We start from the raw sequence: 14,139 nt of genomic DNA, 5'->3' as shown, positions 1-14,139 counted from the left end.
TTAAAAACAGAAGGGCGGCTTTCGCCGCCCTCCCCGAATTCATGCCCGGCGCCTCAGTGGGCGAGCGGTGCGCCCCAACCGCCCCAGATGTAGATCGAGAAGAACAGGAACAGCCAGACCACGTCGACGAAGTGCCAATACCAGGCAGCCGCCTCGAAGCCGAAGTGCTTCTGGGGCGTAAAGCCGCCGCGCAGGGCGCGGACCAGGCAGACCAGCAGGAAGATCGTGCCGATCAGCACGTGGAAGCCGTGGAAGCCGGTCGCCATGAAGAAGGTCGCGCCGTAGATCGAGTTCGAGAACGCGAACGGAGCGTGCATGTACTCGTAGGCCTGGACGAAGGAAAACAGGATGCCAAGCGCAACGGTCAGCGACAGGCCGGAGATGAGGCCCTTGCGATCATTGTGCAGCAGCGCATGGTGCGCCCAGGTCACGCAGGTGCCCGACAGCAGCAGGATGATCGTGTTGTAGAGCGGCAGGTGCCATGGATCGAGAACTTCGATGCCCTTCGGCGGCCATTGGCCACCCACGGCCTCGACACGGCTCGCCTGGATGGCTTCGTTAGCAAAGAGGCTGGCATCGAAGAAGGCCCAGAACCAGGCAACGAAGAACATCACTTCGGAAGCGATGAACATGATCATGCCGTAGCGCAGATGCAGCGAAACAACGCGGGTATGAGCGCCTTCGCGGCCTTCCTTGATGGTGTCCGACCACCAGCCGATCATCGTGTAGATGACGATGGCGAGGCCGATGAAGAAGAACCAGGGCGTAGCGAGGTTCAGGCCGAAAAGCTTGAATTCGCCGCCATGCAGATAACGCATGTAGCCTACGCCGCCGAAGGTCAGGATGAAGGCGCCGAGCGAAGCCAGAATCGGCCACGGGCTCGGATCGATGATGTGGTAGTCGTGCTGTTTCTGATGCGCATCGGCCATGTCAGAATCCCCGGATGAATGCCTGCTTCGCCGGAAACCGGCGAACCCTCTTAAAGTTTCTTGTCCACGGTCTTGCCACCTTCCGGCAGAGCGGCGACCGGTTTGCCGGGCGCACTCGGATAGAAGGTGTAGGACAGTGTGATCGTCTTGATATTCTTGGTCTCTTCCGCCTTGGCAATCTCCGGATCGACGAAGAATACCACCGGCATGGTGACCGACTGGCCGGGCTGCAGCGTCTGCTCGGTGAAGCAGAAGCACTCGACCTTGTTGAAGTAGGCGCCAGCTTCCATCGGCGTGACGTTGAAGACGGCGGTGCCGGTCGTCGGCTGCGAGGAGCGATTGGTGGCCGTGTATTCGACCTGCAACGTCTCGCCGATCCTCGGATCGACCGCCTTGGCAGGCTTGAAGTCCCAGTTGAGGCCGGACGAGACATTGGCGTCGAAGGTGACTTTGATCGTCTTGTCCAGGATCTTGTCGGAATACTGCTCGACGCGCTGCGTCGTGCCGTTATAGCCGGTGACCTGGCAGAACAGCCGGTAGAGCGGCACCGACGCATAGGCCATCCCCACCATGCCGGCGACGAAAACAGCGCACCCGGCAAAGATTGCGCCGTTGCTTACCTTTTTTGTCTTCGCGTTCAGACCAGCTTCCGTCATCGCCCCGCTCCTAGTTCCCAAGCCCGCCGATTTTCACCAGCGTGATGACGTAGAAGAGGACAACAAGGCCAGCCAGCAGCAGGCCCAGTGCGATATTGCGGTTGCGGCGTGATTTTTTCTGCGCCTCGTTGAGCTTGACGGTCTCGATCACAGCAGGCCTCCAATGAGGGTTGGCAGCCCTTCGAACATCCGATCGGCCAAAAGGGCCGAAAAGATAGCGAAAAGATAGAGGATCGAATAGGCGAACATCTTCTTCGCCGGGATCATCTTCTGGTCGCCGTCCGGCATCCGCCAGACGGCGATGGAACAGTAGACGAAGACTGCGCCGAGCAGCGATGAGAAGATGCCGTAACCGAACCCGGCGAGCCCCGTAAAGGTCGGCGCGACGGCGGTCGCGGCCGTCAGCACGGCGTAAACGACGATCTGCGTCTTGGTGGAAGCCTCTCCCGCCACATTCGGCATCATCGGTATGCCGACCGAGCCGTAGTCGCGCATCTTGAACAGAGCCAGCGCCCAGAAATGCGCCGGCGTCCAGAGGAAGATGATGAGGAACAGAAGGATGCTGTCGAGCGATACGCCGCCGGTGACGCAAGCCCAGCCGATCATCGGCGGGAAGGCGCCCGAGGCGCCGCCGATGACGATATTCTGCGGCGTCGAGCGCTTCAGCCACATCGTGTAGACGACGGCATAGAAGAAAATGGTGAAGGCAAGCAGACCGGCGGCAAACCAGTTGACCGCAAGCCCCAGGATCGCGACGGAGAAAACCGACAGCGTCAGCCCGAAGGCGAGCGCTTCCTGAGGCAGGACGCGACCGACCGGGATCGGCCGCTTCGCTGTCCGGCTCATGACGGCGTCGATATCGGCGTCATACCACATGTTCAGCGCGCCCGAGGCGCCGGCGCCGACGGCAATGCAGAGAATTGCGATCGCGCCGAGCACGGGATTGATGTGACCGGGCGCGAGGATCAGACCGGCGAACGCCGTAAAGACCACGAGCGACATCACCCGCGGCTTCATGAGTTCGAAGAAATCGCGCGCGCCCGCTTCCGAGAGGCGGACGCCTCCATCGGAGCCGAGAACGTCGTGATTGCCTATAACCGTCATTGAACCGTCCTGCTTAACATCTCAGGGCATCGCGGGTGCCGCGATGCCCAATCTTATTCTGCTGCCGCTTAACGGATGCGCGGCAGCTTTTCCCACTGGTGGTAGGGCGGCGGCGAGGAAAGCTGCCACTCGAGCGTGCTCGCGCCCTCGCCCCAGGGGTTGTCGCCGGCAACACGCTTCTTGGCGAAGGCCTCCCAGACACCGAAGAGGAAGATGATCACGCCGGCGAAGGAAACGTAGGAGCCGATCGAGGACACATAGTTCCAGCCGGCATAGGCGTCCGGATAGTCGATGTAGCGGCGCGGCATGCCGGCGAGACCCAGGAAGTGCTGCGGGAAGAACACCAGGTTGACGCCGATGAACATGACCCAGAAATGCAGCTTGCCGATGAACTCGTTGTACATGTAGCCGAACATCTTCGGGAACCAGTAGTACCAGGCCGCAAAGATCGCGAAGACGGCGCCGAGCGACAGAACGTAGTGGAAGTGTGCCACCACGTAATAGGTGTCATGCAGCGACCGGTCGAGACCGGCATTGGCCAGCTGGACGCCGGTGACGCCACCGACGGTGAACAGGAAGATGAAGCCGATCGCCCAGACCATCGGGGTCGTGAAGGTCAGCGAGCCGCCCCACATCGTCGCAATCCACGAGAAGATCTTGATACCCGTCGGAATTGCGATGACCATCGTCGCGAAGACGAAGTAACGCTGCGCATCGAGCGACAGACCGACCGTATACATATGGTGGGCCCAGACGATGAAGCCGACGGCACCGATCGCGACCATGGCGTAGGCCATGCCGAGGTAACCGAAGACAGGCTTCTTCGAGAAGGTCGATACGATGTGGCTGACGATGCCGAAGCCGGGCAGGATCAGGATGTAGACTTCCGGGTGACCGAAGAACCAGAAAAGGTGCTGGTAGAGGATCGGATCGCCGCCACCTTCCGGCGCGAAGAAGGTCGTACCGAAGTTGCGGTCGGTCAGAAGCATGGTGATGCCGCCTGCCAGAACCGGCAGCGAAAGCAGCAGCAGGAAGGCAGTGATCAGAACGGCCCAGGCAAACAGCGGCATCTTGTGCAGCGTCATGCCGGGAGCACGCATGTTGAGGATGGTGGTGATGAAGTTGATCGCACCGAGGATCGAGGAAGCACCGGCGACATGCAGCGAGAAGATCGCGAGGTCGACGGCCGGACCCGGATGGCCCATGGTTGCAAGCGGCGGATAAAGCGTCCAGCCGCCGCCGACGCCGAACGCGCCGGCCGGACCTTCGACGAACATCGACAGGACCAGCAGGAGGAAGGCGGGGACGATCAACCAGAAGGAAATGTTGTTCAGGCGCGGGAAAGCCATGTCCGGCGCACCGATCATGATCGGCACCATCCAGTTGGCGAAACCGCCGATCATGGCCGGCATGACCATGAAGAAGATCATGATCAGCGCGTGACCGGTGGTGAACACGTTGAACATGTGCTTGCCGCCGTCAATGGCAGCGTCGCCCTGAAAACCGTAGACCATGGAAGCCAGACCATGGAAGATCTGAATGCCGGGCTCTTGCAGCTCCATGCGCATGGCGACGGAGAGAAGACCGCCGACGATGCCCGCCATGATCGCAAAGATCAGGTAGAGCGTTCCGATGTCCTTGTGGTTGGTCGAAAACAGCCAGCGCTGAGCAAAAGTCGGCGTGTGCGAATGATCATGATGATCGTCGTGACCATGCGCATCGTGAGAGGTGCGGGTATGAGCGTGATCGTCGTGAGCGGAATGTCCAGCCATTATCCTCACTCCTCTAATTACTTGGATACGTTTTCGGCGACGGCAAAATTGCCGGCCGGCGTGTCGACCGCAGCTACGAGCGTCTTGTAGGCACCCGGCAGGTCGGAAGCCGCCTGTGCGAGCCAAGCCTTGTACTTGTCTTCCGAGACGACTCGGATGGCGATCGGCATATAGGCATGGTCCTTGCCGCAAAGCTCGGAGCACTGGCCGTAATAGAGGCCTTCACGCTCGGCCTTGAACCAGGTTTCGTTGAGACGGCCCGGTACGGCATCGATCTTGAGGCCGAAAGCCGGCATCGCAAAGGCGTGAATGACGTCCGACGGAGCAGCAGTCACGAGCATGCGGACGGTCTTGTTGACCGGAACCACCATTTCGTTGTCGACGGCCAGCAGGCGCGGATAGGCGCCGATATCGGTCTTGCCGGCAGCTTCGCGATCCTGCTCCTTCAGCATGAAGCTGTCGAAGGCAACCGGAGCCTGCCCGCCTTCATATTCGTAGTTCCACTGCCACTGCGTTGCCGTCGCCTTGACCGTCATGTCCGACTGCGGAATCTGGAGCTGGGCATTCAGGAGATTGAAGGACGGAATTGCGAGGCCAAACAGGATGAGAACCGGACCAAGCGTCCAGATGATCTCGATCGCCGTGTTGTGGCTGGTGCGGGACGGCACCGGATTGGCGCTGGCGCGGAACTTCACCACGACGACGACAAGCAAAACCAGAACCAGCAGCGTGACCGGCACAATATACACCAGGGTATAATGGTTGAACCAGCGGATCTGGTGCATGATCGGCGTGGCCGCCGCCTGGAAATCGATTTGCCACGGATGCGGCTGGTCCGCATAACCGGCGGAAGCAAAGAGCAGACAGATGAGCGCCGTCATCACTGCAAAAGCTCTGTTCATCACTAATTTCTCCCCATGCGTTTGATCCAGAACAAACCCAACGCAGAATCCAAGCTATATGGTGTGCTTCAATCACAGTTTGCCTGCCGCCGCAATATCTGGCAGGAAAAGCCCGTGCGGCATTTTTGCGCCTCGCGTGGAGCGCTGAATCACGCCACGATAGCCAGCTTGAGGGACCGAAACTCCGGCGTGATTGGCAATTGTGCCGAGGCTTTCACGCTCTTGTATGCACAGTACCTTATGTTCCCTCGGCCGCGCACAGATTTATGAATCTGTGAATCAATATAAAGAGCGCACGGGGGAAGGAGTCCCATTTTCGCCGTACTCCACTGGAAAGACGGCGGGGCTTTTCATTTGGTCCGGCCAGCGACAAGAATAGCCGCACTGATTCGTCTTACCGAGGTTTCCATGGGTCGTCCCTCCTTGATCCGCGCCAGTCTTGCAGCAATGCTCGTGACGGCCGTATCTCTTCCGGCATTCGCGCAGCAGCCTGGCCCGCGCCCGACGCCCCCATCTTCGCAGGGTTCAACTTCGCCGGCGGCCCCGCAGCCGCCCGGGCCGGCCCAGTCGGTACCGGGAGTTCAGCCGCAACCGGCCCCGAAGCCGCAGCCGCCCGGCAATGTTCGGGAAAATCACGGTGCCTGGTCGATCATCTGCGACCGGCCGGCAGGCGCTTCCGCCGAACAATGCGCGCTGATGCAGAACGTGATCGCCGAAGACCGGCCGGAAGTGGGACTGTCCGTCGTCGTCCTCAAAACGGCCGACCGCAAGGCGAAGATCCTGCGCATCCTCGCGCCGCTCGGCGTTCTGCTGAAGGACGGCATGGAGCTTTACGTCGACAACAACAATATCGGTCGCGCTTATTTCACCCGCTGCTTTTCTGAGGGCTGTTATGTGGAAGTGGAGATCGACGACGAGCTGATGCGCATCTTGCGCGCCGGCAAGAACGCCGTCTTTGCACTGCGCGAATCGGCCGATCAGGATCGCGTCGGCATTCCGATCGAACTGTCCGGTTTCAGCCCGGGATACGACGCCCTCCCCTGACACTTGCCTCCGGCGCCCCGGGGACCTACATCGGACCGAACAGAGTTCGGGTCCGCCCCGGCGAAGGAGCCTTCCATGAATACCGATCTTCTCAACCTTTTCGATTGCGACGAGGCCAAGTTGCGCTCGATCCTGTCCGAGACGCTGTCCGGCGCCGACGACGGCGAGTTGTTCGTGGAGCATGCACAGGCGGAATCGCTGACCTTCGACAATGGACGACTGAAGGGCGGCTCTTTTAATACCGACCAGGGTTTTGGCCTGCGCGCGGTGGCCGGCGAGGCCGTCGGTTATGCGCATGCAGGCGAGCTTTCCGCCGCAGCCCTTTCACGCGCCGCCGATGCCGTGCGGGCCGTCACGGCCGGGTATTCCGGCTCCTATGCGGCCGCCCCGCAGCGCACCAACAAGAAATATTATGGCGACGAAAACCCGATCGGATCCCCGAGCTTCGAGGAGAAGGTCAAGCTGCTGACCGACATCGATGCCTACCTGCGCAACAAGGACGACAAGGTGCGGCAGGTGACGGCCACCGTTTCGGCGAGCTGGCAGGTGGTGGACATTCTTCGTGCCGACGGCCACCGGGTGCAGGACATCCGGCCGATGACCCGTATCAACATTTCCGTCGTGGTCGGCGAAGGCGACCGGCAGGAATCGGGTTCTTTCGGCACCGGCGGGCGCATCGGCTTCGGCGATTTCGTCACGGCCGGCAACTGGCAGACCGGCGCCGACGAGGCGCTTCGCCAGGCTCTGGTGAACCTCACCGCGATCGATGCGCCGGCCGGCACCATGGACGTCGTGCTCGGCTCCGGCTGGCCGGGCGTGATGCTGCACGAGGCGGTCGGCCACGGGCTCGAAGGCGATTTCAACCGCAAGAAGACATCGGCATTCGCCGGGCTGCTGGGCGAGATGGTCGCAGCACCCGGCGTCACCGTTGTCGACGACGGCACGATCGACAACCGCCGCGGCTCGCTCACCATCGATGACGAAGGCACGCCTTCCGGCTACAATGTGCTGATCGAGAACGGCAAGCTCACCGGCTACATGCAGGACCGCCAGAATGCGCGACTGATGGGCGTCGAACCGACCGGCAACGGTCGCCGGCAGGGCTACGCCTATACGCCGATGCCGCGCATGACCAATACCTACATGCTCGGCGGCGACAAGACGCCGGAAGAGATCATCGCCTCGGTCAAGAAGGGCATCTATGCGGTTTCCTTCGGCGGTGGACAGGTCGATATCACGTCCGGCAAGTTCGTGTTCGGCTGCACCGAAGCCTACATGATCGAGAATGGCAAAATCGGACCTGCGATCAAGGGCGCCATGCTGATCGGCAACGGTCCGGATGCGATGAGGCGGGTGACCATGGTCGGCAACGACATGAAACTCGACACCGGCATCGGCAATTGTGGCAAGGGCGGCCAGTGGGTGCCTGTCGGCGTCGGCCAGCCGCATTTGAGGATGGACCAGATCACCGTGGGTGGTACAAAGACTTGACGCTGCACCGCTCCAACGCGCTGATCCCCGAGCTCTCCGTCAGTAATTGGCGGAAAAGCAGAGATTTCTACTGCGACTTGATTGGTTTTTCGGTCGTCTACGGACGTCCCGACGAGGGTTTCGCCTTCCTGGCGCTCGGTGAGGCGCAACTGATGATCGACCAGATCGGCCTCGGCCGCGATTTCGATCTTCCCGGCGCGGCGCGCGAACATCCGTTCGGACGAGGTCTCAACCTGCAGATCGAGGTGCCGGCGCTCCGTCCGATCCTTGCCCGGCTCGCGGCGGCGGAGGTCCCGCTCTACCTTGCGCCGGAAGAGAAATGGTACCGCCGGGACGAGAGGGAAGTCGGCAATCGACAATTCATCGTCGCCGATCCCGATGGTTATCTGCTGCGATTCTTCGAGGATCTTGGCGAACGTCCGCTCAGCTGGCATCCGGTCTGAAAAGCCATTTCCGTTCGATCGCTGTGGCGAGATCGATTTGGTTGCGGCGGGCGAAAAGCAGAACATGGCCCAGCAGATCGGCGGTTTCATCTGCAAGGTCGCGGCTTAACTCCTCTTGGCTCCGCCCCTTCGTCCGTCCGCGGCCGGTCGCCCGGTTCCAGGCCTGGGTCAGTTCTCCCATCTCCTCCTGGAGCTTCAGGAGAAACCAGTCGGAATCGCGCTCAATGGCATGGGTTTCGGCATAGCCTGTGGAGGCGGCCTCGAACTGATCGGCGAGTCTGTTCAGCATGGTGTTCTCCATTCGTACCTGTAACAGACAGCGATTCCACGTCGCCGTCCAGGGCGATTGCTTGACAGCCCGGCGCAAATTCCGGCAGGTGCGGCCTTGGTTCAATCCCGCATCACGGCCTCCCGATGGAATCCGAAGACCCGCTCGCCGTTTTCCTGGGCTCATGGCTTCCGGGTCATTCGCCTTATCAGCTCGCCTTTGTTTTGCTGGCAGCGATGATCGCGGGCCTCGCACGCGGCTTTTCCGGCTTCGGCGGGGCGCTGATCTTTGTGCCGCTGGCCGGCGCCGCGATGGGCCCCAAGATTGCGTCCGGCCTGCTCCTCGTTATCGACAGCATCATGACGCTCGGCATGGTGCCGGATAGCTGGCGGCGGGCCAATCGGCGGGAGGTGGCAACCATGCTTGCAGGTGCCGTGGTGGGTGTGCCGACCGGCACCGCCCTGCTTGCCCTTCTGCCCTCGGTTACGCTGCGCTGGATCATCTCTGTCGCCGTTCTCTGTCTGCTTGCCTTCCTGATCTCCGGCTGGCGCTATCATGGTCGCCCGAAGACCTATTTGACTGTCGGCGTTGGCGGCCTCGCCGGTCTCTTTGGCGGTGCCGCGCAGATGTCGGGGCCGCCGGTCGTCGCCTATTGGCTCGGTGGCGCCATTCCTCCGCTGATCGTGCGAGCCAATCTCGTCCTCTATTTCGCGCTCTCGACCGTCATCTCAGCCACATCCTATCTGATCGGCGGCATCCTCACCGTCGAGGTGCTTTTGATCGCACTTCTCGCGGGTCCCGGCTACGGCCTCGGTCTGTTTGTCGGGTCCAGGCTTTTCGGCGTCGCCAGCGAAGCGACGTTCCGGCGGATATGTTTCGTCCTGATTGCGACCGCCGCTGTCATCGGCCTGCCGCTCTTCGATAGCCTGCGCCCCTGACAGCAATCTTGCCCGTCTTTCTTCAGCAAGGTTTAACACGTCACACGGTAGGGTCGCGCTTCTCAGAAGTAACGTGGGCGTGATCACCGTGCGGAACACGAGGGAAAGGCTGAAGGCGCTCTGGCGCCGGGACGTCAAGCGCCGCCTTGTGGCCGGTGGCCTCGACATGGCGGCGGCTCTTGCCCGCGCCGGAATGCTTCCCAACGCACGCGGTCGGGGCGCAATCTTCACGCTCCACCACGTCCGGCCGAAAAAAAGCCGACCGCTCCAGCCGAGCGGCCATCTGGAAGTGACTCCGGATTTCCTGAGCGATGCGATCGAAAGGCTTTCGGCGGAAGGCTACGAGTTCATATCGCTCGCGGAGGTGCCGGAACGTCTTGCGGCTCCGGCCAAGCAACCCTTTGCGGCCTTCACGCTGGACGATGGCTACAGAAACAATGCCGAACACGCCCTCCCCGTCTTCGCCCGGCACGACGTGCCGTTCACCGTCTTCGTGACGCAGGGCTTTGCAGAGCGGACCCATTCCATGTGGTGGGAAACGCTTGCCGAACTGCTCGGCAGGGAACGGGCGATCACCTTCGACTTCGGTAATGGAGCGGAAGCGATGGATCTTACTTCCGAAGCGCGCAAGTTCGATGCCTTCGACCGCTTTTCCGCTTATGTCGCCGATGTCGACGAGGCGGCGGCGGTTGCGAGGATCGATGCGCTGGCAAGGAAGCATGGCATCGATCCGCTGAAGATCACCGGCGACCTGACAATGGAGCCGGAGGAATTGCGTTCACTTGGCGCGCATCCGCTGGCGTCGCTCGGGGCGCATACGATCAGCCACCGGGCAGTGGGCCGTCTTTCCCCGCAGGAAGCCCGCGAGGAAATGCGGCAGTCGGCTGACTACGTGGAGCAGCTGACCGGCAAGCGGCCTGCTGCGATCGCTTATCCCTACGGCACCCGACAAGCCGTTTCCGAGCGTGATCATCTGATTGCAAGCGAACTCGGCTTTTCGGTCGCGGTGACCACGCAGCCCGGCACGCTTTGCGACAACAGCGGGCAACGCCTCACGGGGTTGCCGCGCATTTCGCTCAACGGCTATTACCAGGAACCGCGCTACGTTTCCGCGCTCGCTTCGGGTATCCCCTTCGCCATGGCCCGGTGATCTTCCCGTCAGGGGTACATTCGCACCTTTTCCCAAGGCCCATCCGCGACCGCGCGGCGGAACTCGACGCGGTCGTGAAGGCGGAACTGGCGGTCGTGCCAGAACTCGATCGAGATCGGCTTGATGCGGAAACCGGACCAATAGGGTGGCCGCGGGATCTCGCCGATCGCATATTTGGCCGTATATTCGGCAACCGCCTTCTCCAGGGCGAAACGGCCCTCCAGCGGCCGGGACTGTTTCGACGCCCAGGCGCCGATTCGGCTGCCGCGCGCTCGGGAAGCATAATAAGCATCAGCCTCGGCGTCGCTCACCACCTCCACTTCACCCCGTAGCCGAACCTGGCGGCGCAGCGACTTCCAGTGAAAGCACATCGCCGCCTTCTTCTGACCGAGGACCTCGCGTCCCTTTTGGCTCTCGAAGTTGGTGTAGAAGACGAAACCGTGCTCGTCGAAGCCCTTGAGAAGCACCATGCGGACATTCGGCATGCCATGATCGTCGACGGTCGCGAGAGCAACAGCGGTCGGATCATTGAGTTCCGATTTTTCCGCTTCCCTCAGCCAGGAGCCGAAGAGTGCAAAAGGTTCGTTCTCCTCGGTGAAGTCACCGGATGTTAACCCGCTTTCGGACATATTGAATAAAATACTCCCTAAAGTGCCCCGAATTTTTGGCCGTACAGGACGCAAGGTGGTAGTGATAGCAAAGTCGAAGAGCCGCACAAAGAGGTCCATCACGCTTGGTCGATCTGCAGCCGTGGTCTGCCTCACCGGGCTGTCTCTTACAGGATGCACCAGCAGCCTGGACCTCTTCGGCAGCTCCCCCAAGGTCGACCGCAGCATCGCAACCGGAACCGTTCCCGGCTCCAAGCAGGAGTCCGGCGAGAGCCTTTCCGACGAAGCGACGGTACGCAACGCGGTCACCTCCGCCGATCTCGCAAAGGTCGGCGATGCCTCGGTTCCGTGGGCGAATGCCGTGACCGGCAGTGCGGGCGTCGTGTCCCAAATCCGCGAGGCGCGCGACCAGGGTCATCTCTGCCGCGCCTTCACGACCACCCGGCATTCCTATGAAGGCATCGCCATCTTTTCCGGCCAGGCCTGCATGACAGGCAGCGGCGACTGGATGTTGACTGCCTTCGACCGGCAATAAGGCCCTTTTCGCCAATATTCCTACCGATGCCTCGCTGCCATCAGTCCCCGGTCGAAATGATTCGTTTACCTTAACGAATGCGAATTTTGGCCTGTAACCTCTGATTCATGAGTTCCGACCTAGATTTCCTCGAACAGGCACGCCGTAAGCAGTGACGCAAGGAACTGACGAAAGCTGTCGGAGTTGTGACGAGTATCGGGGGGTCCAAGGATTTAGCGGGGGCCCGCCGCTTCAGGTAACCGGTGGTCCCACAATGCGTGATCCCTATTCTCTTCTTGGTGTGAAGCGTAGCGCCGACGCTGACGAGATCAAGGCGGCGTGGCGTGCCAAGGCAAAGACCGTACATCCCGACGCCAACCAGGACGATCCGTCCGCCGCGAGCCGTTTTGCCGAAATCGGGCAGGCTTATGAGGTGCTGAAGGATCCCGACCGCCGCAAACGCTACGATCGAGCAGCCGAGATGCACCAGACCATTATGCAACAACGTCAAGCCGCGCGTGAAGCGGCCGAGCGGGCCAAGGCCGCCAAGGCCAATGCCGAAAAGGTCATGGAAGAGCTTGCCCGCGCCAATGCCCAGCGCGCGCAGAGCCAGGGCGAAAACCCCCAAGGCGCGGCGGGCGAGACCCCGGAAGACATGATCGAGCGCATATTCGGGGCTGCGGCTGCCGAGCAGGTGAAGGCCCATAACCAGGCGCGAGCCTCCGATGATCCTTCCGAGCCGGCCAAGACCGAGCAATCCGGCGAAAGAGCTCCCCTGCCCGTCATGGCGGTCGACCTCATCGCCTCGCTCGTACGGCGCTTTCGCGGCACGGCTCCATTGCCGGAAAAGGCCCCGGATCTTTCCGTGGACGCCACGGTCGCCATCGCCGATTTCCTGAAGCAAAACTGGATCACCGTAAAGCTCGCCGACGAACGCGACGTCCGGTTTGCCCTGGAAAAGGGGATGACGGAAGGGCATGTGGTGCGGCTGAAGGGCCAAGGCCTGAAAGTGGCCGGGATGAAGCAGGGCGACCTCCTCGTCACGCTCAAGGCCGCCCGCGATCCGCATTTCCACATCGAAGGTTTCGACCTCCACACGACCCTGCCGATCTCGCTCGAGGATGCGGTGCTGGGTACGGATGCGACCGTGGAAACACTGGACGGCAGCCGCAGCCTTTCCGTTCCCGCCTGGTCCGGCTCGGACCAGACGATCAGGATGAGCGGGCTCGGGCTGCACGACGACGCCGGCGGCCGCGGCGACCTGGTGGTCGAATTGCGGATCATGCTGTGGGAAAAGCCGAACGAGAAGGTCACCGACCTGATGCGGCACATGCGCCACGGGCTCTACGTCTGACGGGTCGCCGAATATGACAGTTTTGCGTCGGTTTTCACCGGCGCGCACCCTTGGTTACGCCCTTTAACATGAGATGATCCAAGTCAGCTTGAACCCTTGGGCTGCCTATGTCATAGGCAGCATTCGTAAAGTTCAGGGGACAATGTATGGTTCAGGCTTCCGGCCTCATGGCAGGCAAACGTGGCATCATCATGGGCGTTGCCAACAACCGCTCCATCGCTTGGGGCATTGCCAAAGCCATTCACCAGCAGGGCGGCGAAGTGGCGTTCACCTACCAGGGTGATGCGCTGAAGAAGCGTGTCGAGCCGCTCGCGGCAGAACTCGGCGCCTTCATGGCCGGCCATTGCGATGTCGGCGACGAAGCTTCCGTCGACGAGGTTTTCGCCAATGTGGAGAAACATTGGGGCAAGATCGACTTCCTGGTGCATGCGATCGGCTTTTCCGACAAGGACGAGCTGACCGGCCGCTATGTCGACACCTCGCCGGAAAATTTCGCCAAGACCATGCAGATCTCGGTCTATTCCTTCACCTCGGTCGCGCGCCGGGCGGAAAAGCTGATGACCGACGGCGGCTCGATGCTGACGCTCACCTATTACGGCGCTGAGAAAGTCATGCCGAACTACAATGTCATGGGCGTTGCCAAGGCCGCGCTCGAAGCGAGCGTGAAATATCTCGCGGTCGACCTCGGCCCGAAGAACATCCGCGTGAATGCGATTTCTGCAGGGCCCATCAAGACGCTGGCGGCCTCGGGGATCGGCGATTTCCGCTACATCCTCAAGTGGAACGAATACAATGCGCCGCTGCGCCGCACCGTCACCATCGAGGAAGTCGGCGATGTCGGGCTCTACATGCTTTCTGACCTGTCGCGCTCGGTGACCGGCGAAACGCACCATGCGGACAGCGGCTATCATGTCGTCGGCATGAAGGCCGTCGACGCTCCGGACATCTCGGTCATCAAGGACTGAG

At 61.4% G+C, this 14,139-nt stretch carries 16 protein-coding genes; 8 read left to right on the top strand and 8 right to left on the bottom strand.

Features of this window, described 5'->3' with window-relative positions; all coding sequences use genetic code 11:
• Positions 1–53: 53 nt before the first annotated feature.
• The 6 genes from C5L13_RS02755 to coxB all read right to left on the bottom strand — a co-directional run bounded on the left by C5L13_RS02755 (position 54) and on the right by coxB (position 5,363).
• Positions 54–929, bottom strand: coding sequence for a cytochrome c oxidase subunit 3 (locus C5L13_RS02755; RefSeq protein ID WP_105381702.1), 876 nt, complete (start codon positions 927–929; stop codon positions 54–56).
• A gap of 50 nt (positions 930–979) precedes the next feature.
• Positions 980–1,585 carry a cytochrome c oxidase assembly protein gene (locus tag C5L13_RS02750; RefSeq protein WP_105381701.1) on the bottom strand — a complete coding sequence of 202 codons (606 nt, stop codon included), beginning with the start codon at positions 1,583–1,585 and terminating at the stop codon, positions 980–982.
• Between the two features lie 10 nt (positions 1,586–1,595).
• Complete coding sequence (locus C5L13_RS02745; protein ID WP_170117178.1) at positions 1,596–1,736, bottom strand: hypothetical protein; 141 nt, start codon at positions 1,734–1,736, stop codon at positions 1,596–1,598.
• The gene (cyoE, locus tag C5L13_RS02740; RefSeq protein WP_105381700.1) at positions 1,733–2,689 is read right to left on the bottom strand and encodes a heme o synthase; all 957 of its coding nucleotides are present in this window, start codon (positions 2,687–2,689) and stop codon (positions 1,733–1,735) included. The genes C5L13_RS02745 and cyoE overlap by 4 nt, the downstream gene beginning before the upstream one ends.
• A gap of 68 nt (positions 2,690–2,757) precedes the next feature.
• Positions 2,758–4,461 carry a cytochrome c oxidase subunit I gene (gene ctaD, locus C5L13_RS02735; RefSeq protein WP_105381699.1) on the bottom strand — a complete coding sequence of 568 codons (1,704 nt, stop codon included), beginning with the start codon at positions 4,459–4,461 and terminating at the stop codon, positions 2,758–2,760.
• A 17-nt stretch (positions 4,462–4,478) separates the two neighbouring features.
• The gene (coxB, locus tag C5L13_RS02730) at positions 4,479–5,363 is read right to left on the bottom strand and encodes a cytochrome c oxidase subunit II (protein ID WP_105381698.1); all 885 of its coding nucleotides are present in this window, start codon (positions 5,361–5,363) and stop codon (positions 4,479–4,481) included.
• A gap of 408 nt (positions 5,364–5,771) precedes the next feature.
• Here coxB and C5L13_RS02725 point away from each other — a divergent pair, with 408 nt between their 5' ends.
• The 3 genes from C5L13_RS02725 (at position 5,772) to C5L13_RS02715 (ending at position 8,341) form a co-directional block, all read left to right on the top strand.
• Positions 5,772–6,407, top strand: a complete 636-nt coding sequence (locus tag C5L13_RS02725) for an invasion associated locus B family protein (RefSeq protein WP_245423212.1) — start codon at positions 5,772–5,774, stop codon at positions 6,405–6,407.
• A gap of 75 nt (positions 6,408–6,482) precedes the next feature.
• The gene (gene tldD / locus C5L13_RS02720) at positions 6,483–7,898 is read left to right on the top strand and encodes a metalloprotease TldD (RefSeq protein WP_105381697.1); all 1,416 of its coding nucleotides are present in this window, start codon (positions 6,483–6,485) and stop codon (positions 7,896–7,898) included.
• A 2-nt stretch (positions 7,899–7,900) separates the two neighbouring features.
• Entirely contained in the window at positions 7,901–8,341 is a 441-nt protein-coding gene (locus C5L13_RS02715) for a bleomycin resistance protein (RefSeq protein ID WP_407070400.1), read from the top strand.
• Here C5L13_RS02715 and C5L13_RS02710 read toward each other — a convergent pair.
• Complete coding sequence (locus C5L13_RS02710; protein ID WP_105381695.1) at positions 8,322–8,630, bottom strand: nucleoside triphosphate pyrophosphohydrolase family protein; 309 nt, start codon at positions 8,628–8,630, stop codon at positions 8,322–8,324. The two genes, C5L13_RS02715 and C5L13_RS02710, sit on opposite strands and share 20 nt — an antisense overlap.
• A gap of 125 nt (positions 8,631–8,755) precedes the next feature.
• On the opposite strand from C5L13_RS02710, the gene C5L13_RS02705 reads away from it, so the two are divergent.
• Complete coding sequence (locus C5L13_RS02705; protein WP_105381694.1) at positions 8,756–9,547, top strand: sulfite exporter TauE/SafE family protein; 792 nt, start codon at positions 8,756–8,758, stop codon at positions 9,545–9,547.
• Between the two features lie 79 nt (positions 9,548–9,626).
• Positions 9,627–10,697 carry a polysaccharide deacetylase family protein gene (locus C5L13_RS02700; protein ID WP_342588149.1) on the top strand — a complete coding sequence of 357 codons (1,071 nt, stop codon included), beginning with the start codon at positions 9,627–9,629 and terminating at the stop codon, positions 10,695–10,697.
• An 8-nt stretch (positions 10,698–10,705) separates the two neighbouring features.
• Here the strand turns inward: C5L13_RS02700 and pdxH are convergent, their stop codons facing one another.
• A complete protein-coding gene (gene pdxH / locus C5L13_RS02695) occupies positions 10,706–11,326 on the bottom strand; it encodes a pyridoxamine 5'-phosphate oxidase (RefSeq protein ID WP_105381692.1) in 621 nt (206 codons plus the stop codon).
• Between the two features lie 55 nt (positions 11,327–11,381).
• On the opposite strand from pdxH, the gene C5L13_RS02690 reads away from it, so the two are divergent.
• From C5L13_RS02690 to fabI, 3 genes are all read left to right on the top strand, one after another.
• Positions 11,382–11,840, top strand: coding sequence for an RT0821/Lpp0805 family surface protein (locus tag C5L13_RS02690; RefSeq protein WP_105381691.1), 459 nt, complete (start codon positions 11,382–11,384; stop codon positions 11,838–11,840).
• Between the two features lie 253 nt (positions 11,841–12,093).
• Positions 12,094–13,173: a DnaJ C-terminal domain-containing protein gene (locus C5L13_RS02685; protein ID WP_105381690.1), complete on the top strand. Its 1,080-nt coding sequence runs from the start codon at positions 12,094–12,096 to the stop codon at positions 13,171–13,173.
• 146 nt (positions 13,174–13,319) lie between these two features.
• Positions 13,320–14,138, top strand: a complete 819-nt coding sequence (gene fabI, locus C5L13_RS02680; protein WP_105381689.1) for an enoyl-ACP reductase FabI — start codon at positions 13,320–13,322, stop codon at positions 14,136–14,138.
• Position 14,139 lies beyond the last annotated feature (1 nt).

Origin of the sequence: Neorhizobium alkalisoli (assembly GCF_002968635.1) — a bacterium.
GTDB classification, from domain to species: Bacteria; Pseudomonadota; Alphaproteobacteria; order Rhizobiales; family Rhizobiaceae; genus Neorhizobium; species Neorhizobium alkalisoli.
This window is presented reverse-complemented; position numbering and strand designations above follow the sequence as displayed.